This window comes from Delftia sp. WSY_16 (assembly GCF_043104415.1).
GTDB classification, from domain to species: Bacteria; Pseudomonadota; Gammaproteobacteria; order Burkholderiales; family Burkholderiaceae_C; genus Comamonas; species Comamonas tsuruhatensis.
Genome location: NZ_JBICKS010000040.1, coordinates 103,533 through 129,244, shown reverse-complemented (window position 1 = coordinate 129,244; position 25,712 = coordinate 103,533). Strand labels below are relative to the sequence as shown.

General features: G+C 67.8%; 20 protein-coding genes. 12 read left to right on the top strand and 8 right to left on the bottom strand.

The window, feature by feature from the left end; translation table 11 throughout:
- The first annotated feature begins 62 nt into the window (after nucleotides 1–62).
- Nucleotides 63–377: a hypothetical protein gene (locus ACF8O7_RS20325; RefSeq protein ID WP_016446792.1), complete on the top strand. Its 315-nt coding sequence runs from the start codon at nucleotides 63–65 to the stop codon at nucleotides 375–377.
- A 156-nt stretch (nucleotides 378–533) separates the two neighbouring features.
- Nucleotides 534–1,511 carry a class I SAM-dependent methyltransferase gene (locus ACF8O7_RS20320; RefSeq protein ID WP_203399483.1) on the top strand — a complete coding sequence of 326 codons (978 nt, stop codon included), beginning with the start codon at nucleotides 534–536 and terminating at the stop codon, nucleotides 1,509–1,511.
- Here ACF8O7_RS20320 and eno read toward each other — a convergent pair.
- A complete protein-coding gene (eno, locus tag ACF8O7_RS20315) occupies nucleotides 1,448–2,791 on the bottom strand; it encodes a phosphopyruvate hydratase (RefSeq protein WP_203399484.1) in 1,344 nt (447 codons plus the stop codon). The two genes, ACF8O7_RS20320 and eno, sit on opposite strands and share 64 nt — an antisense overlap.
- Nucleotides 2,792–2,896: 105 nt before the next feature.
- On the opposite strand from eno, the gene ACF8O7_RS20310 reads away from it, so the two are divergent.
- The gene (locus tag ACF8O7_RS20310) at nucleotides 2,897–3,805 is read left to right on the top strand and encodes a LysR substrate-binding domain-containing protein (RefSeq protein ID WP_203399485.1); all 909 of its coding nucleotides are present in this window, start codon (nucleotides 2,897–2,899) and stop codon (nucleotides 3,803–3,805) included.
- Here ACF8O7_RS20310 and ACF8O7_RS20305 read toward each other — a convergent pair.
- Nucleotides 3,802–4,968 (bottom strand): helix-turn-helix domain-containing protein, encoded by a 1,167-nt coding sequence (locus ACF8O7_RS20305; RefSeq protein WP_239009393.1) that lies wholly within the window; start codon nucleotides 4,966–4,968, stop codon nucleotides 3,802–3,804. The genes ACF8O7_RS20310 and ACF8O7_RS20305 overlap by 4 nt on opposite strands.
- A gap of 125 nt (nucleotides 4,969–5,093) precedes the next feature.
- On the opposite strand from ACF8O7_RS20305, the gene ACF8O7_RS20300 reads away from it, so the two are divergent.
- The 4 genes from ACF8O7_RS20300 to ACF8O7_RS20285 all read left to right on the top strand — a co-directional run bounded on the left by ACF8O7_RS20300 (nucleotide 5,094) and on the right by ACF8O7_RS20285 (nucleotide 12,119).
- Nucleotides 5,094–7,304: a TonB-dependent receptor domain-containing protein gene (locus ACF8O7_RS20300; protein WP_203399487.1), complete on the top strand. Its 2,211-nt coding sequence runs from the start codon at nucleotides 5,094–5,096 to the stop codon at nucleotides 7,302–7,304.
- A gap of 142 nt (nucleotides 7,305–7,446) precedes the next feature.
- Entirely contained in the window at nucleotides 7,447–9,570 is a 2,124-nt protein-coding gene (locus ACF8O7_RS20295) for a PQQ-dependent dehydrogenase, methanol/ethanol family (RefSeq protein WP_203399488.1), read from the top strand.
- A 115-nt stretch (nucleotides 9,571–9,685) separates the two neighbouring features.
- Nucleotides 9,686–10,567, top strand: coding sequence for a transporter (locus ACF8O7_RS20290; RefSeq protein WP_151019967.1), 882 nt, complete (start codon nucleotides 9,686–9,688; stop codon nucleotides 10,565–10,567).
- Nucleotides 10,568–10,610: 43 nt separating this feature from the next.
- Nucleotides 10,611–12,119, top strand: a complete 1,509-nt coding sequence (locus tag ACF8O7_RS20285) for an aldehyde dehydrogenase family protein (RefSeq protein WP_392444109.1) — start codon at nucleotides 10,611–10,613, stop codon at nucleotides 12,117–12,119.
- A 41-nt stretch (nucleotides 12,120–12,160) separates the two neighbouring features.
- Here the strand turns inward: ACF8O7_RS20285 and dld are convergent, their stop codons facing one another.
- The 4 genes from dld to lldP all read right to left on the bottom strand — a co-directional run bounded on the left by dld (nucleotide 12,161) and on the right by lldP (nucleotide 17,772).
- Nucleotides 12,161–13,930: a D-lactate dehydrogenase gene (gene dld / locus ACF8O7_RS20280; protein WP_193615979.1), complete on the bottom strand. Its 1,770-nt coding sequence runs from the start codon at nucleotides 13,928–13,930 to the stop codon at nucleotides 12,161–12,163.
- A complete protein-coding gene (gene lldD / locus ACF8O7_RS20275) occupies nucleotides 13,927–15,066 on the bottom strand; it encodes an FMN-dependent L-lactate dehydrogenase LldD (protein WP_016452885.1) in 1,140 nt (379 codons plus the stop codon). Before lldD ends, dld begins: the two co-directional genes overlap by 4 nt.
- A gap of 10 nt (nucleotides 15,067–15,076) precedes the next feature.
- Entirely contained in the window at nucleotides 15,077–15,883 is an 807-nt protein-coding gene (gene lldR, locus ACF8O7_RS20270) for a transcriptional regulator LldR (RefSeq protein ID WP_126312187.1), read from the bottom strand.
- A 185-nt stretch (nucleotides 15,884–16,068) separates the two neighbouring features.
- Nucleotides 16,069–17,772 (bottom strand): L-lactate permease, encoded by a 1,704-nt coding sequence (gene lldP, locus ACF8O7_RS20265; protein WP_016446780.1) that lies wholly within the window; start codon nucleotides 17,770–17,772, stop codon nucleotides 16,069–16,071.
- Nucleotides 17,773–18,357: 585 nt separating this feature from the next.
- Between lldP and ACF8O7_RS20260 the strand changes: the two genes are divergently transcribed.
- Genes ACF8O7_RS20260 through ACF8O7_RS20250 form a run of 3 tightly spaced genes read left to right on the top strand, consistent with a single transcriptional unit; the run spans nucleotide 18,358 to nucleotide 21,642 of the window.
- On the top strand, nucleotides 18,358–19,242 hold the full coding sequence (locus ACF8O7_RS20260) for a putative selenate ABC transporter substrate-binding protein (protein ID WP_016446779.1): 885 nt from the start codon (nucleotides 18,358–18,360) through the stop codon (nucleotides 19,240–19,242).
- Between the two features lie 19 nt (nucleotides 19,243–19,261).
- Nucleotides 19,262–20,086: a phosphonate ABC transporter ATP-binding protein gene (locus tag ACF8O7_RS20255; protein ID WP_016446778.1), complete on the top strand. Its 825-nt coding sequence runs from the start codon at nucleotides 19,262–19,264 to the stop codon at nucleotides 20,084–20,086.
- The gene (locus ACF8O7_RS20250; protein ID WP_016446777.1) at nucleotides 20,077–21,642 is read left to right on the top strand and encodes an ABC transporter permease; all 1,566 of its coding nucleotides are present in this window, start codon (nucleotides 20,077–20,079) and stop codon (nucleotides 21,640–21,642) included. The genes ACF8O7_RS20255 and ACF8O7_RS20250 overlap by 10 nt, the downstream gene beginning before the upstream one ends.
- On the opposite strand, the gene ACF8O7_RS20245 is transcribed toward ACF8O7_RS20250, so the two are convergent.
- Nucleotides 21,639–22,580, bottom strand: a complete 942-nt coding sequence (locus tag ACF8O7_RS20245; protein ID WP_016446776.1) for a LysR family transcriptional regulator — start codon at nucleotides 22,578–22,580, stop codon at nucleotides 21,639–21,641. The two genes, ACF8O7_RS20250 and ACF8O7_RS20245, sit on opposite strands and share 4 nt — an antisense overlap.
- Nucleotides 22,581–22,725: 145 nt before the next feature.
- On the opposite strand from ACF8O7_RS20245, the gene ACF8O7_RS20240 reads away from it, so the two are divergent.
- On the top strand, nucleotides 22,726–23,664 hold the full coding sequence (locus tag ACF8O7_RS20240) for a DMT family transporter (RefSeq protein ID WP_016446775.1): 939 nt from the start codon (nucleotides 22,726–22,728) through the stop codon (nucleotides 23,662–23,664).
- Nucleotides 23,665–23,990: 326 nt separating this feature from the next.
- On the opposite strand, the gene ACF8O7_RS20235 is transcribed toward ACF8O7_RS20240, so the two are convergent.
- Nucleotides 23,991–24,770, bottom strand: coding sequence for a hypothetical protein (locus ACF8O7_RS20235; protein ID WP_227468592.1), 780 nt, complete (start codon nucleotides 24,768–24,770; stop codon nucleotides 23,991–23,993).
- 417 nt (nucleotides 24,771–25,187) lie between these two features.
- Between ACF8O7_RS20235 and ACF8O7_RS20230 the strand changes: the two genes are divergently transcribed.
- On the top strand, nucleotides 25,188–25,415 hold the full coding sequence (locus tag ACF8O7_RS20230; protein WP_126312190.1) for a hypothetical protein: 228 nt from the start codon (nucleotides 25,188–25,190) through the stop codon (nucleotides 25,413–25,415).
- The last annotated feature ends 297 nt before the right edge of the window (nucleotides 25,416–25,712 follow it).

The window sequence follows — 25,712 nt, the reverse complement described above, 5'->3', positions numbered from 1 at the left end:
ACTGGATGTGCAGCCAGTTATTACTGTATATTTCGCCAGTCATCATCCTCATCTCATGAACCATGGACATGCAAGAAGCCGCCTTCACCGTCACCTTGTGTGACTACCCCAACCTGCCCGAGCAGGAACGCAACAAGGCCGAGGCACGCTATGCCCGCGTGCTGGAACGCCAGCTCGGCAGTGCCGAGCAGGTCAGCGAAACCCTGTCGCTCGTACAGGGGCTGGAGGACATGCCTCCAGAGGAAATCAGCGAAGACGCCAAGCTCGCCTTCACCCGCTGGATGAAAGCCGCCCGCGCCGCCACCGAGGCCGGCATGCAGGGCCTGGGCGACGGCGAGTGCAGCTTCTTCGAGGTGCGCCGCGGCTGGCGGCATTGAGCCTGCCCGCAGCACCGCTGAATGGGGCCTGAGCCCGGGTTTGCCTGGGCTGGGCCCCAAACTGCATACACTGGCAGACCTTTTCGTCGGCCCCTGCCTGGTTCCAAGCGGTTCCACCGGGCATGCCCGGCGCCCCTGCCAGACCCAGCCTTTCCCATGCAAGCCCTGCTCGACGCCATCGCCCGGATGGCCCTGCCCTCCGACGCCCAACGCATCTTCCACGGCCGTGGCGGCCTGTACCCGGGCTGCGAGCATCTGGTGCTCGATGCCTTTCCGCCCGTGCTGGTGCTCACCAGCTTCCAGCCGCTGGACGAAGACGCCCTGGCCGCCATCGGCACGGCGCTGTCACTGCGCTGGAGCGAACTGGCACCGGGCCAGCCCCTGAACTGGGTCTACCAGCTGCGCCAGCCCGCCGCGCCCGCCGAAACCCGGCTCATGGCCGGCGAAGTGCCAGACCCGCACATCGTCACCGAGGCCGGCACGCGCTACCGCGTGCAGGTGCTGCGCGGCCAGAACCACGGCCTGTTCCTGGACATGGCCGAAGGCCGGCGCTGGGTGCACGCGCATGTGGCCAACCATCCCGAGCACCGCCATGGCATCAAGGTGCTCAACCTGTTCGCCTACACCTGCGCCTTTTCGGTGGTGGCCCTGCAGGCCGGGGCGCGCCATGTGATGAACATGGACATGGCCCAGGGCGCGCTGGCCACGGGCCAGCAGAACCACCGGCTCAACGATCTGTCGGGCGCCAGCTTCCTGGCCCACGACATCTTCAGCAGCTGGGGCAAGATCACGCGCGGCGGGCCGTACCACCTGATCGTGGTGGACCCGCCCAGCTACCAGAAGGGCAGCTTCGTCGCCACCAAGGACTATGCCCGCCTGATGCGCCGCCTGCCCGACCTGCTGCGCCCCGGCGGCCATGTGCTGCTGTGCCTGAACGCGCCCGAGATGGGCACGCAGTTCCTGACATCGCAGATGCAGGAAGTGGCGCCCGAGCTGGAGTTCGTCGAGCGCCTGGCCAACCCGGCCACCTTCGCCGACATCGACGCCGAGCGCAGCCTCAAGGTGCTGGTCTACAGGGCGCCCGCAACCCCCGCAACCCCCGCAACACCCGCAGCGGCCGACACGGCTTCCTGACCCGCCCGGCCCTTGAGCGCACGGCGCCCCGCATAGACGGCGGCCGGGCCCAGTTCGCGCTCGATGCGCAGCAGCCGGTTGTACTTGGCCGTGCGGTCGGCGCGCGACAGCGAGCCGGTCTTGATCATGGCGCACTGGGCCGCCACGGCCAGGTCGGCAATGCTGGTGTCCTCGGTCTCGCCCGAGCGGTGCGACATCACCACGCCGTAGCCGGCGCCATGCGCCAGGCGCAGCACGTCCCAGGTTTCGGTCAGCGTGCCGATCTGGTTGATCTTGACCAGGATGGCATTGCCCACGCCCCGGGCAATGCCGCTCTCGAACAGGCCGGGGTTCGTGCAGAACACATCGTCGCCCACCAGCTGGCAGCGTCCGCCCAGGCGCCGGCCCAGGGCCTGCCAGCCCTCGATATCGTCCTCGGCCATGCCGTCCTCGATGGAGACGATGGGGTAGTGCTCCACCAGTTGCGCCAGGTAGTCCACCTGCTGCTGGCGGCTGCGCACCAGGCCCTCGCCCGCGTAGCGGTAGCCGTCCTCGCCATGGAATTCACTGGCCGCAGGGTCCAGGGCCAGGGCGATGTCCCTGCCGGGGCGCAGGCCGGCGCGCTCGATGGCGGCCATCAGGTGGTCCAGCGCCTCGGGCGCGCTGCGCAGGGCGGGCGCAAAGCCGCCCTCGTCGCCCACGTTGACGCTGTGGCCTGCGGCCTTGAGCGCATGGCGCAGCGTGTGGAAGACCTCGGCGCCCATGCGCAGCGCCTCACCGAAGCTGTCCGCCCCCACCGGCAGCAGCATGAACTCCTGGAAGTCCAGCGGATTGTCGGCATGGGCGCCACCGTTGATGACATTGATCATGGGCACGGGCAGCACGCGCGCCTGGGCACCGCCCATGTGCCGCCACAGCGGCATGCGCTGGCTGGCCGCCGCCGCGCGCGCCACGGCCAGCGACACGCCCAGCAGCGCGTTGGCGCCCAGCCGGCTTTTGCCGGGCGTGCCGTCCAGCGCCATCATGGCCGTGTCGATCCGGCCCTGGGCGTCGGCCTGCATGCCGCGCAGCAGATCGCGCAGCTCGGTGTTGACGGCCTGCACCGCCCCCAGCACGCCCTTGCCCAGATGGCGCGAGGCATCGCCGTCGCGCCGCTCCAGCGCCTCATGCCGCCCCGTGGAGGCGCCCGAGGGCACCAGGGCCAGGCCGCGCGCGCCGTCCTCCAGTTCGACCTCGACCTCCACGGTGGGGTGACCCCGGCTGTCCAGCGCCTCATGGGCCGCGATATCGGTGATCTGCATGGAAACTCCTTTTCGTCAATAAATTGAACTGTGCAAAGGAGCTGGCAAGCCTGCAAAACTCCAATACACAGGCACCCATGCTAGAAATCACGGCGATGCGGGACAATGCAGTTTTTCTGCCCATGCGTCAGCTTTTCTGACGAATTGATTGCCATGAGACAACTGCCACCGCTGGCCGCCCTGCGCGCCTTCGAGGCCATTGCCCGCACCGGCTCGGTGACCCGCGCGGCCGAGGAACTGTGCCGCAGCCACGGTGCCATCAGCCGCCACCTGCGCCTGCTGCAGGAGCACGCGGGCGCGGCGCTGTTCGAGAAAGAAGGCACGGGCCTGCGCCTGACCGAGGCCGGCGCCGCCTTCCATGCCTCGGTGCGCACGGCCTTCGACCAGCTGGAGACCGCCTATGCCCAGCTGGCGCGCGACGCCCAGGCACCGGGGCTGCATGTAGCCTGCAGCGCCACCTTTGCCATGCGCTGGCTGGTGCCGCAGCTGGCGGTGTTCTACCGCTGCCACCCGCATATCCGCATCCGCCTGTCAATGACCTCGGCGCGCGAGATGCGCAATGAAGGCGCCGACCTGATCATTGCCTGGGACCTGTCCACCTACGGCGAGGCAGACCGCCGCCGCGCCATCGAACTGGCGCCCGTGCACTTCGGCGCAGTCTGCACGCCGGCCTATGCCCGGCGCCGGCCCGCCAACCGCGCGCGCATTGCACATGAGTACACGGCCAGCGCCTGGAACCAATGGGAAGCCCTGACGGGCCAGCCCGTGGCCCTGGGCGAGACGCTGGCGTTCCCGCACACCCACCTGTGCATAGAGGCAGCACTGTCGGGCCTGGGCGTTGCCCTCGTGGAGCAGCGGCTGATCGCACGCGAGCTCCAGGAGGGGCTGCTGGTGGCGCCCCATGGCTTCGTGCCCTTCGAGGGCGGCCTGCGCGCCGTGCCCGCCGCAGGGCGTGCGCTGCCCGCCCAGGCAAGGGTCTTCATCGAATGGATGCGCAGCGCGCTGGCCAGCTAGAGCCGCCCCCACTCCCGCAGGCGCCGGTACAGCAGCCCGCGGGAGACGCCCAGCATGCGGGCGGCCTGCGAGATATTGCCCTGGCAGCGGGCCAGGGCCTGCTCGATCAGCTCGCGGCTGGCCTCGCCCAGGGAGGACGGTGCCTCGGACGGCGCCTCGGCGGGCGGCGGCAGGGCCTCGATGGCCAGCAGCCCCTCTTCGACCTGGGAAGATGCCTCATCCAGCCTCGCCTCCATCCACAGCGTCAGTCCCGTGGGCAGCATCTGCGGGCGCGCCTGGCCGTGGTGGGCCAGCTCCAGCAACTGGTTCAGGCCCAGGCCGAAGACTTCCTCTGCCGCCATCCCCTCGGCGGGCCGGCGCGGGCTATCGAACAGTTGGGCACCCACGCCGTTGAACCAGCGCACCATGCCGTCGCCATCCACGGCGGCCAGCCCTTCCAGCGGCGTGCCGAACATGCTGCGGCTGGACTGGAAGCGCAGCAGCAGGTGCATGCGGGCGGCGCCCACCAGCAGCCGGTTCTCGATGCAGGTGGCGTACATGTGGGCCATGGCGCCCGCATCGAAGCGAAAGGGGCCCGCCTCGCTGCTCAGGTCCAGCATGGCCACGGTGCGCCCGCTGGCGTCGCGCACGGGCGCGGCCGCGCAGTGCAGCGAGGCCAGGCAGCGAAAGAAATGCTCGCCGCCACGCACATGGCAGACCTCGCCCGTGCGCACGGCCACGCCGGGTGCGCCCGTGCCCACGGCATCCTCGGCAATGTTCACGCCCACGCGCGCGGCCGTCAGCAGCAGCGGGCCGTCGCCCGGCGTGGGGCGCGAGGCGATCAGCACCACGCCCTCGCTGCAGGTGAGCATGGCGCGCGCCTGGCTGCCCGCGATCACGGTTTCGAGTTCGGCGATGGGGTCGCGCGCCGCCTCGATCAGCGCGCGGTTGTGGGTCAGCAAGGTGGCCGTGCGGATCTTGCTGACCGGGTCGAAGCTGATCTTCTCGTCGGGGCTGCGGCTGGCGCCCAGGCAGCGCGTCCAGGACTGCAGCACGGGCTCGGACACCAGGCCCGATGGGCGCTCGCCGCGCTCGAAATAGCGCTCGCGCGCCAGCGCCACCCGGTCCTGGCGCGAGGCATAGAAGGGATTGGAGGGCAGTGGGGCGGGAGGCGGCTGTTGCATGACGGACATCAAAACTGCCGCGATTGTTGTTCCGCCACGGCACAGGACAGCACTAGGGAAATCACCCGTGTTGGAACGGCTTGCCGGGCTCGGTAACCTCGGGCATCGCCACAGGCCCGCCCGCAATGACACGCTCCCCACACAGCACAAGACACCCCCGGCCCGCCCTGCCCACCCTGGGCGCCGCACTGGCCTGTACGCTGCACGCCCTGCCCGCCCACGCGGCGGACGCAGCGCAGGACTCCAGCGAGGCCCTGCTCGCCCCCGTGGTCATCACGGCCAGCCAGCCCGGCGCCGGCCCCGACCTGTGGCGTGCCACGGCCGCCATCGACAGCGTGGAAGGCGCCGTGCTGCGAGACGGGCAGATGCAGATCAACCTGTCCGAGAGCCTGGCGCGCGTGCCGGGCCTGGTGGTGCTGAACCGCCAGAACTTCGCACAGGACCTGCAGATCTCGGTGCGCGGCTTCGGTGCGCGCTCCACCTTTGGCGTGCGCGGCCTGCGCCTTTACGTGGATGGCATTCCGGCAGGCGCGCCCGACGGCCAGGGCCAGGCCGCCAACTTCACGCTGGGCAACGCCGCGCGCCTGGACGTGGTGCGCGGCCCGGCCGCCGTGCTCTATGGCAACAGCGCAGGCGGCGCACTGCTGCTGTACACCGAAGACGGCGAGGAACCGGGCCTGTGGCGCAGCGGCATGGCCGTGGGGCCGGACGGGCTGTGGCGCCTGTCCACCCAGCTGCGCGGCACGATCGGGGGCGGAAAGCCGGACCAGGCGGATGGCGGCTCCGCCCCATGGCGCTATGCCATCCACATCGAGCGCTTCGCCACCGACGGCATGCGCCCCCAATCGGCCGCCGACCGCAGCACGGCCCACATGAAGCTGTCACGCAAACAGGGCGACGATCAGTGGCTGCTGCAGTACCAGGAGCAGCGCGCCAGCGCCCAGGACCCGCTGGGCCTGACGCGCGCCGAGTTCGAGGCCGACCCCGGCCAGACCACGGCCAGCGCGCTGCGCTTCAATACGCGCAAAAGCGTGCGCCAGCGCCAGCTGGGCGCCGCCTGGCAGCACCAGTTCGGCGCGGGCCAGCGCCTGGAACTCATGGCCTATGCGGGCACGCGCTCCGTGCTGCAGTACCAGTCCATTCCCGTGGCCACGCAGGCGCCGCCCTCGCATTCAGGCGGCGTGATCGACCTGGACCGCGACTACGCGGGCATGAACCTGCGCTGGCGCAGCACCCATGAGGACGTGGCCGGCGGCCGGCTGGACTGGTCGGCGGGCCTGGCCTACGACTGGCAGGGCGAGACCCGGCGCGGCTACGAGAACTTCATCGGCAGCCAGCTCGGCGTGCAGGGCCGGCTGCGCCGCGACGAACGCAACCAGGCGCGCTCCGCCGACCCCTATCTGCAGGCCGAGTGGAGCACGCAGAGCCTGGCCCTGAGCGCCGGCCTGCGCCAGGCGCGCGTGCGCTACCGCTCCGAGGACCACTACATCACAGCCGGCAATGGCGACGACAGCGGCAGCATGGCCTGGCGCGGCTGGCTGCCCTCGCTGGGCCTGCGCGTGAACCTGCTGCCGGACCTGGTGGCGCACGCATCGGTGGGCCGGGGCATGGAGACGCCCACGCTCAACGAAGTGGCCTACCGGCCCGGCGGCCAAAATGGGATGAACAGCGGCCTGAACACCGGCCTGGCCGCCAGCGCCCACAACACCGTCGAGGTCGGCCTGCGCGGGCGCCACGGCAACGCGGGCTGGAACCTCACGCTGTTCGAGACCCATACCCAGCGCGAACTCACCGTACTGTCCAACACGGGTGGGCGCGCCACCTACCAGAACGCAGGCCGCACGTTGCGCCGGGGGCTGGAATTCTCGGGCAACGCGCAATGGGGGCCGCTCACGGCCAGCACCGCCCTGACCTTGCTGCAAGCCCGCTACCGCGACAGCTTCCTGACCTGCGAGGCCACGCCCTGCACCACGCCCACCGCCCCGGTGGATGCCGGCGCGCGCCTGGCCGGCACCGCGCCGCGCCGCCTGTGGAGCGAGCTGGCCTGGCAGCTGTCGCCGCAATGGACCTGGACCGTGGACATGCTGCACAGCGGCCCCGTGGCCGTGAACGACCGCAACACCGACCGCGCGGCCGGCTACACCGTCTGGGGCTCCAGCCTGCGCTGGTCACGGCAATGGCAGCAGTGGAGCGCCCAGACCTTTGTGCGGCTGGACAACCTGTTCGACCGGCGCTTTGCAGGGTCGGTCATCGTCAACGAGGGCAACCAGCGGTACTTCGAGCCGGGTGCCGGACGCGGGCTGTCGGCCGGGGTGACGGTCAGCCGGACGTTCTGAGCTGTTCCACGGCGGTACACATCCGCCCCCGGGAAAGTCCGAATGTTGTGACCGAAGGCCGCTTTTTTTATCGTCTCCCCCATGGTGCCCTTGCCCCCAGCGCCATGCACGCAAAAACAAACCACACAGGAGACGAGACAACATGAAGACCCACGTGCTTTCCTCCACGCTGCTGGCCGCCGGCCTGGTGCTGGCCCTGCCGGGCGCCACGCTGGCACAGGCCGGCCTGCCAAGCAAAGGCTCGCCCGAGCACATACGCGCCGTCACCTCGCGCATCGACTCGCAGAGCATCCGCGACAACGCGCGCAGTTCCAAGGACTGGCCCAGCTACGGCATGGACTACAGCGAGACGCGCTTTTCCAAACTCAGGCAGCTGGACACGGCCAATGTGAAGCGGCTGGGCCTGGTCTGGTCGTATGACCTGGAATCCACGCGCGGCGTGGAGTCCACGCCCGTGGTGGTCGATGGAATCATGTACGTCACGGCCAGCTGGAGCGTGGTGCATGCGGTGGACGTGCGCACCGGCAAGCGCCTGTGGAGCTACGACCCCGGCGTGGACCGTGCCAACGGCTTCAAGGGCTGCTGCGACGTGGTCAACCGCGGCGTGGCGGTCTACAAGGGCAAGGTGTATGTGGGCGCCTTCGATGGCCGCCTGGTGGCGCTGGACGCGGCCACGGGCCAGAAGGTCTGGGAGCAGGACACCATCATCGACCGCGCCTTCTCGTACACCATCACGGGCGCACCGCGCGTCATCAAGGGCAAGGTGCTGATCGGCAACGGCGGCGCCGAGTACGGCGTGCGCGGCTATGTCACGGCCTATGACGCCGAGACCGGTGCCCAGCAATGGCGCTGGTTCACCGTGCCCGGCGACCCGTCCAAGCCCTTCGAGAACGAGGCCATGGCCCGCGCCGCCAAGACCTGGGACCCGGCCGGCAAGTGGTGGGAGGCCGGCGGCGGCGGCACGGCCTGGGACACCATGGCCTATGACCCCGAGCTCAACCTCATGTACATCGGCACGGGCAACGGCTCGCCCTGGGCGCAAGCCAAGCGCAGCCCGGCCGGTGGCGACAACCTGTACCTGGCCAGCATCGTGGCGCTGAACCCCGATACGGGCGAGTACGTCTGGCACTACCAGGAGACGCCGGGCGACAGCTGGGACTTCACCTCCACCCAGCCCATGGTGCTGGCCGACATCAAGGTGGGCGGCAAGCCGCGCAAGGTCATCCTGCATGCGCCCAAGAACGGCTTCTTCTTCGTCATCGACCGCACCAACGGCCAGTTCATCTCGGCCAAGAACTTCGTCGACGTGAACTGGGCCAGCGGCTACGACGCCAAGGGCCGCCCCATCGAGACACCGATTGCGCGCAGCGGCGACCGCGCCCGAGACGTGATCCCCAGCCCCTTCGGCGCGCACAACTGGCATTCCATGTCCTACAGCCCCGACACGGGCCTGGCCTACCTGCCGGCCCAGCATGTGCCGCTGACCCTGCAGGACAACAAGAACTGGAAGTTCAACGGCGGCTCCCTGCCCGAGCCGCACAGCAATATCGGCTGGAACACGGCCACACTGGTCAACATGGAGCCGCCCAAGAGCACGCCCTTCGGCCGCCTGATCGCCTGGGACCCGGTGGCACAGAAGGAGCGCTGGCGCGTGGAGCATGCCTCGCCCTGGAACGGCGGCACGCTGGCCACGGCGGGCAACCTGGTGTTCCAGGGCACGGCCGACGGCCGCTTCGTGGCCTATGACGCGCGCAACGGCAAGAAGCTCTGGGAAAAGCCCACGGGCACGGGCGTGGTGGCCGCACCCATCACCTATGAGGTCGATGGCCGGCAGTACGTCTCCATCGCCGTGGGCTGGGGCGGCGTCTACGGCCTGGCCGCGCGCCACACCGAGCGCAAGGGCCCGGGCACGGTCTACACCTTCGCGCTGGACGGCAAGGCCGAGGCGCCTGCCTTCGTCGCCTACCAGCAGGGCAAGCTGCTGCAGGGCGTGCCCTACGACAAGAGCCTGGTGGCCGAAGGCACGGCCCTGTATGTCAGCAACTGCGCCTTCTGCCACGGCGTGCCCGGCGTGGACCGGGGCGGCAACCTGCCCAACCTGGGCTACCTGGACCCGGCCTATATCGAGCACCTGGACAAGTTCATCTTCAAGGGCCCGGCCATGTCGCGCGGCATGCCCGACTTCACGGGCAAGCTGAGCATGGACGACGTGGAAAAGATCAAGGCCTTCATCCAGGGCACGGCCGACGCAGTGCGGCCCAAGTAGCCAGCGCGAGCCGCCCTCCCCCTCCCCCAACCTCCCATTCCCCTCCCCGGCCCTGCTGTCCTGCAGCAGGCCTGGGCAGGGCTTTGCCTGAAAACACCGGACCGGACTCTTCGCCATGCCATCCAAGCCCTTCACCCGCGCATCCCTGGCCCTGGCAGCCATGGCCGCATGCGCCACCTTCAATGCCCACGCCGTCGATATCGACGCGGGCGACTACACCGCCCTGCCGCCCGGCACCACGCTGGGCATGGTCTATTACCAGCACGCCACGCGGGACAGCCTCTATGCCAATGGCGACCAGGCGCCCATACGGCCGAGGCTGACCTCGGACATCGGCATAGCGCGCGGCGTGCACTTCATGAAGCTGGGCGACTACGTGATCGACCCGCAGTTCCTGCTGCCCTTCGGGCGCCTGTCGGCATCGCGCGATATCGCGGCCATGGGCAGCAACACCGGCGTGGGCGACCTGATGCTGGCCGCCACCCTGTGGCTGACCAAGCCCGGCGACAAGGAGCACTTCGGCATCACCCCCTTTGTCTGGCTGCCCACGGGCCAGTACAGCCGCAACGATCCGCTGAGCCTGGGCGAGAACCGCTGGAAGGCCGCCCTGCAGGCCGGCTGGATCAAGCCGCTGGGCAAGCGCGTGACCATGGACCTGGCGGCCGATGTCACCGTCTTCGGCAAGAACGACGACTTCGGCGCCCACAGTGCCACGCTCAAGCAAAAGGCGCAGTTCCAGTTCCAGGGCCTGCTGCGCTACCACCTGTCGGACACATCGGACCTGCGCCTGGGCCTGTCGCACCTGACGGGCGGCGAAACCCAGGTCAACGGCGTGTCGCAAGGCGACCGCCAATCCACCACCAAGGTCTCATTCGGCGGCGCGGTCTTTGTCGCGCCCAAGACGCAGCTGCTGGCCACCGTGGGCCGCGATCTGCATGTGCGCCAGGGCTTCAAGGAGAACGCCCGCATCAACCTGCGCCTGCTGCAGGTTTTCTGATCCCACACCCCCCTTTCTCCCGTTCACCCCCAAGGAGCACACCATGAACCTCAGCGACATCCAGCACCAGATCACCGAGCGCGCCAGCGCCTTCCTCAACCGGGGCACGCATGACCTCTTCATCGACGGCCAATGGGTGGCGGCCCAGACCGGCCAGCGCCTGTCCACCGTCAACCCGGCCACCGAAGCCGTGATCGCCGAAGTCGCCAGCGCCGGCCCGGCGGACGTGGACCTGGCCGTGCGCGCCGCGCACCGCGCGCTGCACCTGGGCCCCTGGGGCCGCATGCGCCCCGTGGAGCGCGAGCGCCTGATGCTGCGCCTGGCCGACCTCATGGAGACCCATACCCAGGCCCTGGCCGAGGTCGAATCGCTGGACAACGGCAAGTCCGCCGCCATTGCGCGCGCCGTGGACATCGCCATGGCCATAGACTCCATCCGCTACATGGCCGGCTGGGCCACCAAGATCGAGGGCATGACGCACGAGCACTCCGTGCCCTTCGCGCCCGAGGCCCAGATGTTCACCTACACCCGGCGCGAGCCCGTGGGCGTGGTCGCCGCCGTCGTGCCCTGGAACTTCCCCCTGCTCATGGCCAGCTGGAAGCTGGCGCCAGCGCTGGCCGCAGGCTGCACCCTGGTGCTCAAGCCCGCCGAGCAGACGCCGCTGACCGCGCTGATGCTGGCCGAGCTGATCCAGGAAGCGGGCTTTCCGCCCGGCGTGTTCAACGTGGTCACGGGCGACGGCCCCGGCACGGGTGCGCCCCTGGTCTCGCACCCGCTGGTCAACAAGGTCAGTTTCACGGGCTCTACCGAGGTGGGCAAGCTCATCGGCCATGCCTGCATGGACAACATGACGCGCATCACGCTGGAGCTGGGCGGCAAGTCCCCCGTCATCGTGCTCGACGACTGCGACCCCGCCACGGCTGCGGCGGGTGCGGCCAATGCCATCTTCTTCAACCACGGCCAGGTCTGCTGCGCGGGCTCGCGCCTGTACGTGCACAAGAGCATGTTCGACCGCGTGGTGGCCGACGTGGCCGACCAGGCCGCCCGGCTCACCCTGGGCCATGGCCTGGACCCCCGCGCACAGATGGGCCCGCTGGTCTCGCAGGAGCAGATGGAGCGTGTCTGCAGCTACATCGACATAGGCCGCAGCCAGGGCGCCGAGGTGGTGACGGGCGGCGCCCGCGCAGGCCAGCGCGGCTACTTCGTGCAGCCCACGGTGATGACCGGCGTGCAGCACGACCACCGCGTGGCACGCGAGGAAATCTTCGGCCCCGTGCTCGTGGCCATGCCCTATGACGACCTCGACGAAGTCGCCGCCTGGGCCAACGACACGCCCTACGGCCTGGGCGCCAGCATCTGGTCCAACAACCTGTCCAAGGTCCACCGGCTGATCCCCAAGATCCAGTCCGGCACGGTCTGGGTCAACTGCCACAGCACCCTGGACCCGGGCATGCCCTTCGGCGGCTACAAGCAGTCCGGCATGGGCCGCGACATGGGCCGCACCGCGCTGGATGCCTATCTGGAGACCAAGTCGGTGTTCATCAATCTGTGAGGGGGTGCGGCGGGCTGCCCCCGGGCCCGCCTGCTCCTGCTCTACGGCGTTTCCGAATACCCCTTGGGCCATCCCCCCGGCCGGTCGCAACACTCCTCCCAGCCCAGCTTGCGCGAGGTGTGGCCTATTCCGGGGTTGAAGGTGTTGGTGGGGTCCAGCTCACGGTAGAAGCCTGCCAGCGCGGGCTTGGCCACGTACAAGTGGCCCACGTTGTGCTCGGCCGGGTACTCGGCGCGGCGCGCGTCCAGCAGTTCCCACATGCGGTGCTCCATGGCCAGCGGGTCCACGCCCTTCTTGACGATGTAGTCCTGGTGGAAGACATGGCAGAAGAAGTGGCCGTAGTAGAGCTTGTGGACCATGTCGCGCTCGACCTCGGCGGGCAGCTGCTCCACCCATTCGCGGTCGTTGCGGCGCAGGGCCACGTCCAGGGCCACGATGTCCTCGACCTGGGCGCGGTGCACCTCGCGGTAGCGGATGGCCGCGCCCGCGATGGCGAAGCGGTGCAGGAAGGCCTTGCGCCCCTCGTCGGCATCGCACTCGAACCAGCCGCCCGTGGTGCTGCCGCTGAAGTGCCGCGTGAGGAATTCACGCGTGGCCTCGGCCGTGTCGTTGGACACGCGCACCAGCAGGTGGTGCTCATAGCGGTCGCGCCACTGGCGCATGCGCGCGGGCAGGTGGCTGGGCAGCAGGTTGGTCAGCGCCTGAATCACGCGGTCGGTGACGCCGCGCAGCCCGAAACGCTCGAAGAAGCCGTCCATGCGGCTCTTGAGGGCGAAGGCGGCCGGCACCCTGGCCGTGCCGAAGCGGTCGATCAGCAGGAAGGTGTCCTTGCCGTATTTCTCGCCGATGTCGTAGGCCGTGCGGTGGATGTACTCGCCGGCAATCGGCAGGCGCGGCAGCGCGGTCAGCAGCTCGCGGCGCACGGCCGTGAGGTCGTCGGGCGCATTGCTGCCTATATAGAAGACGGTGCTGGGCTCCTTGGGGAAGGTGTCCAGCCGCACGGCGAACAGGCACAGCTTGCCGGCCGAGCCCGAGGCCTCGAACAGGCGCGAGGGGTCGGCGTTGAAGCGCGCGGGCGTGTCCTCGTCCACGGCGCGCACGGCATCGGCATAGCGCGGGTCGGAGGCGGCGCGCTGCGCATCGTGAGCGATGTCGGACTCGGTGTAGTCGCCGTTTTGCAGCCGCGTGAGGATTTCCTCGGGCGTGCGGCCCAGGGCGATGCCCAGGTGGTTGACGAGTTCCAGCGAGCCGTCGTCGCAGACGCGCGCGTACAGCGCCAGCTCGGTGTAGGCCGGGCCGCGCCGCACCAGGGCGCCGCCCGAGTTGTTGCAGATGCCGCCCAGCACCGAGGCGCCGATGCACGACGAGCCGATCACCGAATGCGGCTCGCGCCCCAGCGGCGCCAGCGCCTGCTCCAGCCGGTCCAGCGTGGCGCCGGGCAGGCACACCACCTGGGCGCCGCCGCCAATGACCTGCACGCCGGTGATGCGCAAGGTGTTGATGAGCACGATCTCGCGGTCGTAGTCCGCGCCGTCGGGCGTGGAGCCGCCCGTCAGGCCCGTGTTGGCGGCCTGCATGATGACGATGCGCCCGGCCGCCACGGCGGCCTGCACCACCTTCCACTGCTCCAGCAGCGTCGCGGGCCGCACCACGGCCAGCACCGGGCCCTCGCCCGTGCGGTGGCCTTTGCGGAAGCGGCGCGTGGCCTGGTCGTCGGTGAGCACATGGGCCGCGCCCACGGCCTGGCGCAGCTGCTGCAGCAGGGTTTCGCGGGACACCTGGGGCATGGCGGAGATGGACGGCGCGCTCATGCTTCGCGCACCAGCAGGTCACCGGTGATGTCTGCCACCTTGCTGACGCTGGTCAGCGTCATGGCCACGCGCATCTCCTTTTCCAGCAGCTCCAGCAGGTGCTTGACGCCGGCCTCGCCGGCAGCGGCCAGCGCGTAGATGAAAGCGCGGCCGATCATGGCGCAGTCGGCGCCCAGGGCGATGGCGCGCACCACGTCCAGGCCGTTGCGGATGCCGGAGTCGGCCAGGATCTTGATCTGGCCCTTGACCGCATCGGCAATGGCCGGCAGCGCGCGGGCCGAGGACAGCACGCCGTCGAGCTGGCGGCCGCCATGGTTGGAGACGATGATGCCGTCGGCGCCAAAGCGCACGGCGTCCTTGGCGTCCTCGGGGTCCAGGATGCCCTTGATGACCATGGGGCCCTTCCAGAAGGCGCGTATCCATTCGAGGTCCTTCCAGGAAATGGAGGGATCGAAGTTGGCGCCCAGCCAGCCGATGTAGTCGGCCAGGCCCGTGGGGCTGCCCCGGTAGGCCGAGATGTTGCCCAGGTCATGCGGGCGGCCCAGCAGGCCCACGTCCATGGACCAGGCCGGATGCGTGACCGACTGCCAGTAGCGGCGCATGGCGGCATTCGGGCCGCTCATGCCCGAATGCGCATCGCGGTAGCGCGCGCCGGGCACGGGCATGTCCACGGTGAAGACCAGGGTGGAGCAGCCGGCCGCCTGGGCACGCTCCAGCGCGTTCTGCATGAAGCCCCGGTCCTTGAGCACATAGAGCTGGAACCACATGGGGCGCTTGATCTTGGGCGCCACCTCTTCGATGGGGCAGACCGAGACCGTGGACATGGTGAACGGAATGCCATGGGCGTCGGCCGCGCGCGCGGCCTGCACTTCGCCGCGGCGGCGGTACATGCCCGTCAGGCCCACGGGCGACAGCGCCACGGGGATGGACAGTTTCTCGCCGAACAGCTCGATGCTGGTGTCCAGCCGGCTCATGTCCTTGAGCACGCGCTGGCGCAGCGCCACGGCGGCCATGTCCTCGACATTGCGGCGCAGCGTCTGCTCGGCATAGGCGCCGCCGTCGATGTAATGGAACAGGAAAGGCGGCAGGCGCTTTTGCGCCGCCGCACGGTAGTCGGAGGTAGAGGAGATGATCATGATGGGTGTCTCATGTCTTTCGTATCAGGTCTGAAGTGGGCAGCAGCGCAGGCGCGGCGTCCAGCGGCAGCCGCATGGAGCGCTCGCGCCGCGCGCGGTCCTCGTCCAGGCGCTGGATGGTGGTGCGCACATGCTCCAGGTGCTCGCCGATGCATTCGCGGGCGCGCTGCGGGTCGCCGTCCAGGATGGACTGCATGAGGCTCTGGTGCTGCACGGTCAGCTCCTGCAGGGTCTGGGGCGCGCTCAGGCGGAACATGTCGTGGCGGTTGCGTTCCACCGTGGACAGCACCACGGTGAACAGGCTGTGCATGACCTGCACCAGCACCAGATTGTGCGAAGCCTCGGCAATGGCCAGGTGGAACTGCGCGTCGGCGCGCGCCGCCAGCTCGGCGTGGCCGCTTTGCTGGTGCTGGATCATCACCTCGAAGCAGCGCTGGATATGGTCCTTGTCCTGCGGCGTGGCGCGCTGGGCGGCCAGCCAGGCCGTGCTGGTCTCCAGCGCGTGGCGGGTTTCCAGCACGTCGTAGCGGTAGTGGGAGTCGGACTCCATCAGGCCGGCCAGCGGCCGCATGGCGTCCTTGAGCCAGTCCGCAGGCTCGGCAGCCGGCGCCGGCTCCTGCAGGTAGGTGCCATCGCCGCGCCGCGCCACCAGCACGCCCTGGCTGGTGAGTTTCTGTATCGCCTCGCGCACCGAGGTGCGCGAGACGCCCAGCTCGGCCGCCAGTTGCCGCTCCGCGGGCAGCCGCTGTCCGGGCTGCACTCCGCTGGCCTGCACCAGGGCAAGCAATTTCTCGACAACTTGATCGGCAACGCGCATGGGGATTCTCAGAATTGGTTTTCAGTGATTCACGGCGCTATGCGCCAGCCTCATCGCATGAAACCCGCACTGCCCAAGCCAGGGACACCGAGCAAGGGCCGCCCCGCCGCGAGGGTGTCGTCCCCCTCCCCCGCGAAGCGGGTAGAGAGGGGGAAGGCGCGCAGCGACTCAGGGGGTGTTTCATGTCAATACCCCGGAATCATCCACGTAAACACATAGGCTTGCAGCGTCGTGATCACCCCGATGATCACGGCGAACATCAGGCTGTGCTTGACCGTGAAGCGGAACAGGTCCGACTCACGCCCTGCCAGGCCCACGGCTGCGCAGGCAATGGCGATGGACTGGGGCGAGATCATCTTGCCCGTCACGCCGCCCGTGGTGTTGGCCGCCACCGTGAGCACCTGGGGCAGGCCCAGCTGCTGCGCCGTGGTGGCCTGCAGCGCGGCGAACAGCGCGTTGGCCGAAGTGTCCGAGCCCGTGAGGAACACGCCGATCCAGCCCAGGAAGGGCGAGAAGAACGTGAACGCCTGGCCCGTGTGTGCCAGCGCCAGGGCCAGCGTGGCCGACAGGCCCGAGTAGTTGGCCACGAAGGCGAAGGCCAGCACCATGCCGATGGAGTAGATCGGCACGGCCAGTTCCCTGAAGGTCTCGCCCAGCGTGGCCACGGCCTTGGCCGGCGACAGGCGCGTGAAGGTGATGGTGATCAGCGCCGCGATCAGGATGGCCGTGCCGGTGGCCAGCAGCCAGTTGAAGGTGTAGACCGCGCCGTAGGGCGCAGCGGCGGCCACGACGGGGGGCGTCTTCTCCACCAGGTTGTGCAGGAAGGGCACGGGGATGTTGATGACGGTGGAGGCCAGCGGGCCGCCTGCGGCGAACAGCGCCTTGAAGGGCTTGATGCTCCAGATCGTCACCATGGCCGTGAGGATGATGAAGGGCGACCAGGCCTTGATGACGGCGCCGGCCGTCAGCGGTGCACCGGAAGCGGCGGCGGGAGCCTTGACCGCCGTGGCTGTCTTCGCAATGGCAGCAGCCTTGCCGCCCTCGCCTTCCGTGTCGAAACGGAAGATGCGCTTGGGCTGCCAGACCTTGAGGAACAGCGTCAGCGCCACCAGCGAGACGATGGCCGAAGTGATGTCCGGCAGCTCCGGGCCGATGTAGTTGGCCGTGAGGAACTGCACCAGGGCAAACGAGCCGCCGCCCACCAGCACGGCAGGCCAGGTTTCCTTGACGCCGCGCCAGCCGTCCATGATGGCCATCAGCCAGAACAGCACGAGCACGGTCATGAAGGGCAGCTGGCGGCCGGCCATCTGGCCGATGGCGAAGGCGTCCACGCCCGAGACCTGCCCCGCCACGATGATGGGAATGCCCATGGCGCCGAAGGCCACGGGCGCCGTGTTGGCGATCAGGCACAGGCCCGCCGCATACAGCGGCTTGAAGCCCAGGCCCACCAGCAGCGCGGCCGTGATGGCCACGGGCGCGCCGAAGCCGGCCGCGCCCTCCAGGAAGGCGCCGAAGCAAAAGCCCACCAGGATGAGCTGCAGCCGCTGGTCGGGCGTGACCGACAGGATGGACGAGCGGATCACGTCGAACTGCCCCGTCTTGACCGAGATCTTGTAGAGGAACACGGCCGCCACGATGATCCAGGCGATGGGCCACAGGCCGTAGAAGAAGCCGTACACGGCCGAGGCCAGTGCCGCGCTCACGGGCATCTTGTAGAACAGCAGCGCCACGCCCAGCGCCAGCGCCACGGTGACGGTGCCGGCCTGGTAGCCCTTGAGACGGAACCTGGTAAGCGCCAGGAAGAAAAAGATGATGGGAATCAGCGCGATCAGCGCCGAGATCCAGATGTTCCCGGCGGGATCGTAGTTCTGCTGCCAGATGGTTTGCATGACCGTGTCTCTAGATGATGGGGAGGGCGCGGTAAGCGCCCCTTGTCGGCCACTCCCTCTCGTTGCAGCGTTGGCATGCGGTGCGATCCGCACAGGATGTCTGCTGGCTGGCCGCAACGATGACCGGGAGTGTTCCCCGCGCTGGCGCCTTGTGGGCCATTGGCAAATTGGTCCAACCAATTAAACCAAAATTCAGACCATTGCGCGAAGTGGTGGGATTCTCAGAGCTTTCAAGTGAGCAGATGAACAGGGTAAACACCTAAAAAAGTGCAGATAATGCACCACAATGTTTATTGGTCAGACCAATCATGGATGTTTTGGTGCAACGCATGTTCAAGTCCCCGCCAGGCAAGGCCCCAGGCGGTGCACAAACGCAGCGCACGCGGGAGAAAGATCGGCGGCAGCGCTGTGCCCGCAGGTCCGGCGCTCATGCCTGACGTCCCCAACGGAAAAGCCCGCTCCCTACAATGCAGCCTCAGCGGTCGGTGTACCGCCCTTGTACCTTCGGCGCCCGGGTCAGCCCCGGGCGCCTTATTAAACCGCCGTGTATCCGGACGGCGGTGGCTGATTGAACGGAGCCCATCCATGAACCACATTCCTGCGCGCCGCTCGGCGCTGCGCCAGGCGGCTGCCTGCGTGCTGGCCGCCTCCACCCTGTCCAGCCTGCCTGCGCTGGCCGCCGAACCCGCCGTGCTGCGCGTCTCGGCCATCCCGGATGAAGCTCCCACCGAGCTGCAGCGCAAGTTCGAGCCGCTGGGCAAGTACCTCTCGGCACAGACCGGCATGAAGGTGGTGTTCACGCCCGTGACCGACTACGCCGCCGTGGTCGAGTCGCTGGCCACACGCAAGCTGGACCTGGCCTGGCTGGGCGGCTTCACCTTCGTGCAGGCCAAGATCCGCACCAACGGCACGGCCATCCCCATCGTGCAGCGCGAGGAAGACGCCAGGTTCACCTCCAAGTTCATCACGGCCAACCCCGCCATCAAGACCCTGGCCGACCTCAAGGGCAAGAGCTTTGCCTTTGGCGCGCCCTCGTCCACCTCGGGCAGCCTGATGCCGCGCTTTTTCCTGCAGCAGGACGGCATCAACCCCGAGAAGGACTTCAAGACCGTGGCCTTCTCCGGCGCGCATGACGCCACCGTGGCCTTCGTGGCCGCAGGCAAGGCCGAGGCCGGCGTGCTCAACGCATCGGTCTGGGACAAGCTGGTGGAGAGCAAGAAGGTCGATACCAGCAAGGTGCGCGTGTTCGCCACCACGCCGCCCTACTTCGACTACAACTGGACCGTGCGCGGCGACCTGGACCCGGCCCTGGTCAAGAAGCTGACCGACGCCTTCCTGGCGCTGGACCCGGCCAAGCCAGAGCACAAGGCCATCCTGGAGCTGCAGCGTGCCGCGCGCTTCATTCCCACCCAGGCCTCGAACTACGAAGGCATCGAGGCCGCCGCCAAGTCGGCCGGCCTGCTCAAGTAAGCCGCGGCAGGCGCAATCCATGAGCTTTGAACTGCAAGGCGTGGGCCTGACCCACGCCGGCGGCGGCATTGCGCTGCGCGGCGTGACGCTGGCCGCACGCCAGGGCGAAGCCATTGCGCTGATCGGCCCCTCGGGCGCGGGCAAGACCACGCTGCTGTCCGTCATCGGCACGGCGCTGGCGCCCAGCCAGGGCCGGCGCAGCGTGCTGGGCGACGAGGTGCCTGCGTCCAGCGCGGGGGCTCCCCGGCTGCTGCGCGCGCGCATCGGCACGGTGCACCAGGCGCCGCCCGTACCGCCGCGCCAGCGCGTGGTCACGGCCGTGCTGGCCGGGCGCCTGGGCCGGTGGCCGGCGTGGAAGGCGCTGGCCTCGCTGCTGTACCCACAGGACACCGCTGGCGCGCGCGAGGCCCTGGCCCGCGTGCAGCTGGCAGACAAGCTGTTCGCGCGCTGCGACCAGCTCTCGGGCGGGCAACTGCAGCGCGTGGGCATTGCCCGCGTGCTCTACCAGCAGGCCGAGCTGATCCTGGCCGACGAGCCCGTGGCCGCGCTGGACCCGGCCCTGGCCCTGTCCACCGTGCAACTGCTGGTGCACGAAGCCGCCGCGCGCGGCGCCACCTTGGTCGCCAGCCTGCATGCCGTGGACCTGGCGCTGGCCTGCTTTGCGCGCATCGTGGGCATCCGCGATGGCGCCATCGCCTTCGACCTGCCGGCGGCAGAAGTCACGCAGGAACATCTGCGTGCGCTGTATGGGTCCGAGCATGCTGGCGATGATCCCTCCCGCCCTGCGTGGACACCCGCGCCCGCCGCCTTTGCCGCACCGCTGTCCGCATCCGCATGCCGTTGAGTTCCGATCTGCACGCGCTGCGTGATCCCGCCGCGCCCCGCCGCCTCGGCGCCCTGGTGCTGGCCGCCGTCGTGCTGTGGCCGCTGTTCCAGGGCGCGGGCTTCAGCCTGGGCGCGCTGTTCGATCCCGGCAACCTGCAGGTCATCGGCCGCTTTCTGGCCACGTTTCTGCCGCCCGAGACCGGGCGCGACTTCCTGGGCTACCTGGGCCGCGCCACGCTGGAGACCCTGGCCATTGCCACGGCCGGCATGGCCCTGGCCTTTGTGCTGGCCGTGCCGCTGGCCTACCTGGTCACGGGCGCCGCGCGCGAGCGGCGGGCGCTCAACCCCGTCACGCGCGGCCTGCTCACCATCCTGCGCGGCGTGCCCGAGCTGGTCTGGGCCCTGGTCTTCGTGCGCGTCTTCGGCCTGGGGCCGGCCGCTGGCGTGCTGGCCCTGGGCCTGACCTATGGCGGCATGCTGGCCAAGGTCTATGCGGAAATCCTGGAATCGGCCGACCCCGCACCCGCGCGTGCCCTGGCGCAGGCCGGCGCGCGCCGGCCGCTGGCCATGCTCTACGGCCTGCTGCCCCAGGCCGCGCGCGAACTGACCTCGTACACCGTCTACCGCTGGGAGTGCGCCATACGCGCCTCGGTGGTCATGGGCTTTGTGGGCGCGGGCGGCCTGGGCCAGCTCATGGACCAGGCCATGAAGATGCTCAACGGCGGCGAGGCCTCCACCATCTTGCTGACCTTCATGCTGCTGGTCTGGGGTGCCGACCTGCTCTCGCGCGGCCTGCGCCGCGCGCTGGACACGCCACCCGCCGCACGCGCCAGCGCCTGGGGCTGGCGCAGCGCCCTCACCTGCGCCGCCCTGGCGCTGGGCGTGGCCGCCAGCTTTGCCATGCTGGAGATGGACCTGCCCTCGCTGTTCACCGGCGCGGCGGGCCGGTCCATGCTGGAATTCGTCATCAGCTTCTTCCCGCCCGACACCAGCGCCGAATGGCTGCGCAAGGTGGCCGTGGGCGTGTGGGAGACGCTGGCCATTTCCGTGGTCGGCACCCTGCTGGCGGCCGTGCTGGGCCTGCTGCTGGCGCTGCCGCGCTGGCGCGCTCCCTGGAGCCTGGTGCTCAACGTGCTGCGCTCCGTGCCCGAGCTGGTCTGGGCCACCATCACCGCCCTGGCCGTGGGCCTGGGCCCGTTCGCAGGCGCGCTGGCGCTGGCGCTGCACACGGCCGGCGTGCTGGGGCGCCTGTATGCCGAGGCCCTGCAGAACCAGCCCGCCGCCCCCACCCAAGCGCTGCGCCTGTCCGGCAGCGGCCGCGCCATGGCCTTCCTCTACGCGACGCTGCCCGGCGCCGCGCCGCAGTTGCTGGCCTATACGCTGTACCGCTGGGAGATGAACATCCGCATGGCCGCCATCCTGGGCTTCGTGGGCGCGGGCGGGCTGGGGCAGCTGCTGTACTTCGAGCTGTCGCTGTTCCACTATGCCCAGGCCAGCACCGTCATCATCGCCATGCTGGCGCTGTCCGTGGCCGTGGACTGGGCCAGCGCGGCGCTGCGCAGGCGCATGGGTTAGGTGGTGGAGGCCGCGGCGCCCTCGCCTTCCACCTCGACCAGGTAGTCGATCAGCGCCCGCAGCTTCAGCGGCACATGGCGCGTGGGCGCATAGACCGCATGCACCACGCGCGGCGCGTACTTGCCGCACAGCGCCCAGCCCGGCAGCACGGGCGCCAGCTGCCCGGCCTGCAGCGCCGCCTGCGCCGCAAAGTCCGCTACCACGCCGATGCCTGGCCCCTGCTGCAGCGCCTGGATGATGCCCAGGCTGCTGGCAATGGTGATGGGCGTATTCACCAGCAGACGCGTAGCGGGCGCGTCCGGCTGATGCCCAGCGCGCTGCGGACGCAATTCGACCTCGTTCTGGAACTGGCCGTAGCCCAGGCTGATGAAGGGATGCGCCAGCAGTTGCCCGGGCTCCGTGATCTGCGCATGCTGCGCCAGATAGCCGGGCGTGGCCACCAGCACATAGCGGATGGTCTTGAGCGGCCGCGCCACCAGCCCCGGCGCGATCTGGCCCGGCACGCTGATGCGCAGGCCCAGGTCCAGCCCCTCGGCCACCAGGTCCACCATGCGGTCCGTCATGTCCACCTGCACCTGTACCTCGGGCCAGCGCGCGCAAAAACCCGGCAGCAGTGGCGACAGCCAGAGATCGCCCAGCACGGCCGGCGCGCTGATCTTCAGCAGCCCGCGCGGCTGCTGGCGCAACTGGCCGGCCAGCGCCTGCACGGCCTGGGCATCCTCCACCAGCCGCAGGCAGGCCTGATGGATCTCGGCCCCCGCCTCGGTCAGCGACAGCGAGCGCGTGGTGCGCTGCAGCAGCCGCAGCCCGAAATGCGCCTCCAGCCGCCCCACGCTGCGGCTCACGGCCGAGGTCGTCAGCCCCAACTGCCTGGCCGCGCCCGCAAAGCTCTGGTGCTCCACCACACGGGCGAAGACCAGCATTTCATCCAGGGGCATGGCGGTATCGGGCAAGGCGCTACTCCGGTCTTTGTTGCATGGTAGGCAATATTAATTTGAATGACTCATGGATTGTTGATTGATTGCAAGGTCCGCAAGATACGGCCATGCGCTCCATACCGAAGCGCGCCCAGGAATCGACACCATGTCCCACAGCCCCAGCCTCACCTCTGCAACCTCAACCACACGGCCCCGAGCCAGCCAGGGCGGCACCTGGCGCATGCTGCTGGCCATGGCGCTGTCGGGCACCATCGGCCTGCTCGTCGTGGAAAGCGCACTGCCGCCGCTGCTGGTCGTATTCGCCCGCTGCGTGCTGGGCGCACTGGGCCTGGGCCTGTGGCTGGCCTGGCGGCGCGAATGGGTCGCCCCTCAAGGCCGTGAATGGCTGTGGCTGGCTGGCGGCGGCATCGCCCTGGTGCTCAACTGGGTCGCCCTCTTCAGCGCCTACCACTACAGCTCCATCGCCGTGGCCACCGTGGTCTACCACGTGCAGCCCTTCATGTTGCTGGCCCTGTCGGCGCTGCAGGGCGAGCCCGTTGAACGCCGCAAGCTGCCCTGGCTGCTGCTGGCCCTGTTGGGGGTGGCACTGAGCAGCGGCCTGGTCGGGCTGGATGGCGTGGATGCATCGCATGCTGGAACAGGCGCCTGGATAGGCGTCGCCCTGGCCCTGCTGGCCGCCGCTCTCTACGCAGGCACCACGGTCGCCACGCGCCGCCTGGGCCACATGCCCTCGGCCCAGATCGCCATGCTGCAGATGCTGGCGGGCGGACTGGTGCTGAGCCTGTGGGCCCTGCCGCTGCTCACCCATATCGCCGCAGCCAGCCCGCAGTTGCTGTCAGCGCGGGCCGCCTCCATGGTGCTGACCCTGGGACTGGTCCATACGGCCTTCATGTACACGGTGATGTATGCCGCATTCCAGCGGCTGCCGGCGCCCGCCATTGCGGCACTGTCCTTCGTCTACCCCGCCATGGCCTTGCTGGTGGACCTGGCCTGGTTTGGCGCTGTTCCGTCGGCGGCGCAGTGGGTGGGAATGGGCTGCATTGTGGTGGCGGTGCTGGGGCACCGGCTCACGGGCCAGTCCTAACGGTCCAGCGCAAACAAGCCGAACGTAATCTGGTGCGAACGCCCAGGTTTTCCGGAGCAGGATCAGAATCGTTTTCGGCCTGATCGGAAAAACATGATCGACATCAAAACCCCAAAACCATCATCCTCGTCAAGAGAAATCCACTACCCCAATAGCGGATTCTCAAAATAGACGAGAGAGTTCAAATTTACCGTGCGGAATAGCATGCACCCTGCGAAATTCGTGCAATAGAGTAACTGCAGGATCAGAGACAAAGGTCTTTACCCCAAGATCCTGAAGTTACCACGGATTTTAAGGAAACCAGATCAACCGGAAACTGTCAATCATCAATTTTTCTTGATGATGTAGCTGGGGCTGGTAACAATGTTCGCATAAGGATCAATCCTCATGCAATTGGAGGATGAGGGGTTTGTGCTCAGAGTCGTCCATCCGGCAGGACCTGGCTCACAGGCCTCAAGCTGGTAACCCGAGGGCGCATTGCTGATGAAGGCATGTGTCGTGTTCAGAGCCCACGTGATACCGCCTACACTACTGTGCAGTGTGCACTTTCCGCCAACAGCTTTCTTGACCCAATGCCCCGGCGCAGGATTGGCTCCATTACACTCAGTTCTTGTCTGCAACGTATATCCGCCATCCAGCCACATATAGGCATGGTTTTGCAGCAACAACGGTGGCTGTCCATTTTCGTTGATGAAGTAGGCTACGATTTTATGCCTTTTCCCATCACGTTCGGCATATGGCACATCCAGAGTTCCACTGAAACCGTGCACACCGGAGTCTCCGCATATATTTCCTACCGCCTGCTCGCGTGGGATATTTGCATGCAAAGCACCTAGGAATTTATTATCTGCACTACCGCTCCAGAAGTGAACCCATCCGGAAACGCCAGGCGTTGCCGGATTACACGCCCATCCTTCTATGTGAGCGCCATCGGTATAGGTATTGGACGTGGAACCGATCCACCCTTCCGCCAATGCATTCGACGACAAGAAAGAAGCAAAAACTACCGCACAACCAACATATGCAATCTTCATTACGGAAATCTCCTCAAGTACAATAATTTTAAAACCACACCGACTTAATTTTATTTTTTCAACTCCTTTCATTTCATGCGCTCAGTATATTTTCCCATATACCATTCCCACTGAGTTTCAAAAATTATTTGGCACACTCACTTAAGACACCGAACAAGCATCATTGCTCTGTCGTATTTTTCTCAACTGCGTCGAGGCGACAAGCCTAACTCGGTATGAAGATTTTTGCAAACCCCCATTTTTTCCCTGGACAAACAGTTAGCAAGCCAATAATTATCCAACATGCAAAATAAGCACTCACTCACCACAATACAATCTATAGCCTTGACTGTGGGTGCCACAAGCACGAATGCAATGCAAGCCCCATTCACTCATCGTTTCCTTACCAAAGGCGAAGTGGGGGTATCGAGGGCGAATGGCACGACCATGCATCTCACGTCCCTCATGGAGATGGTCATGTTGAGGTCATGTTGATGAAAGAGATTCTCTATGAATACGATCGGTGCGATCGACGAAGAGATACAACATCTCACTTTCAGGCCAGCCAATGACATGGGCATCTGCCGCAAATATGGTGGTGCACTGCCTCAGTTCGCCGGGCACAACAATAGGACAACTGATTTCACGGGGCGACGAGGTTATGGCAAGCGCCTTGTACCGTATGCACATTTCACCATGCCCTCCCACGTGCATCTCTTCATCTTGCTCTCCCGCTGAATGTGGCTCTACGCACGATCTCTACGCAGAGGGGCGGCACGGATACTTCGCGTGCCGGATGCGGTGCGTGCCCGATCCAGCCTGCCGCACTTTCCTTTATCTATCCGGCCATGATATTGCTGGTAGACCTGACCCGCTTCACCGTCGGGCCATGGGCCACGCAATGGGCCGGCATGGCCAGCACCATGGCAGCAGTGCTGGCGGCCGGCTGGTGGAAATAACTGAAAGCCGACACCCCAAGACTGCGTTGCGGGAACACCAGGACAATCTGAGCCAGCCATAGAAACCGTTGAAATC

Excerpts from the sequence above, each read along its gene's own strand:
- ACF8O7_RS20260 (WP_016446779.1), top strand. The coding sequence starts at position 18,358 with ATGAACCACATTCCTGCGCGCCGCTCGGCGCTGCGCCAGGCGGCTGCC.
- ACF8O7_RS20305 (WP_239009393.1), bottom strand. The coding sequence starts at position 4,968 with ATGCAACAGCCGCCTCCCGCCCCACTGCCCTCCAATCCCTTCTATGCC.
- ACF8O7_RS20285 (WP_392444109.1), top strand. The coding sequence starts at position 10,611 with ATGAACCTCAGCGACATCCAGCACCAGATCACCGAGCGCGCCAGCGCC.
- ACF8O7_RS20325 (WP_016446792.1), top strand. The coding sequence starts at position 63 with ATGGACATGCAAGAAGCCGCCTTCACCGTCACCTTGTGTGACTACCCC.
- ACF8O7_RS20290 (WP_151019967.1), top strand. The coding sequence starts at position 9,686 with ATGCCATCCAAGCCCTTCACCCGCGCATCCCTGGCCCTGGCAGCCATG.
- eno (WP_203399484.1), bottom strand. The coding sequence starts at position 2,791 with ATGCAGATCACCGATATCGCGGCCCATGAGGCGCTGGACAGCCGGGGT.
- ACF8O7_RS20320 (WP_203399483.1), top strand. The coding sequence starts at position 534 with ATGCAAGCCCTGCTCGACGCCATCGCCCGGATGGCCCTGCCCTCCGAC.
- ACF8O7_RS20240 (WP_016446775.1), top strand. The coding sequence starts at position 22,726 with ATGTCCCACAGCCCCAGCCTCACCTCTGCAACCTCAACCACACGGCCC.
- ACF8O7_RS20310 (WP_203399485.1), top strand. The coding sequence starts at position 2,897 with ATGCAGTTTTTCTGCCCATGCGTCAGCTTTTCTGACGAATTGATTGCC.
- lldD (WP_016452885.1), bottom strand. The coding sequence starts at position 15,066 with ATGATCATCTCCTCTACCTCCGACTACCGTGCGGCGGCGCAAAAGCGC.
- ACF8O7_RS20300 (WP_203399487.1), top strand. The coding sequence starts at position 5,094 with ATGACACGCTCCCCACACAGCACAAGACACCCCCGGCCCGCCCTGCCC.
- lldP (WP_016446780.1), bottom strand. The coding sequence starts at position 17,772 with ATGCAAACCATCTGGCAGCAGAACTACGATCCCGCCGGGAACATCTGG.
- ACF8O7_RS20230 (WP_126312190.1), top strand. The coding sequence starts at position 25,188 with ATGAATACGATCGGTGCGATCGACGAAGAGATACAACATCTCACTTTC.
- lldR (WP_126312187.1), bottom strand. The coding sequence starts at position 15,883 with ATGCGCGTTGCCGATCAAGTTGTCGAGAAATTGCTTGCCCTGGTGCAG.
- ACF8O7_RS20245 (WP_016446776.1), bottom strand. The coding sequence starts at position 22,580 with ATGCCCCTGGATGAAATGCTGGTCTTCGCCCGTGTGGTGGAGCACCAG.
- dld (WP_193615979.1), bottom strand. The coding sequence starts at position 13,930 with ATGAGCGCGCCGTCCATCTCCGCCATGCCCCAGGTGTCCCGCGAAACC.
- ACF8O7_RS20295 (WP_203399488.1), top strand. The coding sequence starts at position 7,447 with ATGAAGACCCACGTGCTTTCCTCCACGCTGCTGGCCGCCGGCCTGGTG.
- ACF8O7_RS20250 (WP_016446777.1), top strand. The coding sequence starts at position 20,077 with ATGCCGTTGAGTTCCGATCTGCACGCGCTGCGTGATCCCGCCGCGCCC.
- ACF8O7_RS20235 (WP_227468592.1), bottom strand. The coding sequence starts at position 24,770 with ATGAAAGGAGTTGAAAAAATAAAATTAAGTCGGTGTGGTTTTAAAATT.
- ACF8O7_RS20255 (WP_016446778.1), top strand. The coding sequence starts at position 19,262 with ATGAGCTTTGAACTGCAAGGCGTGGGCCTGACCCACGCCGGCGGCGGC.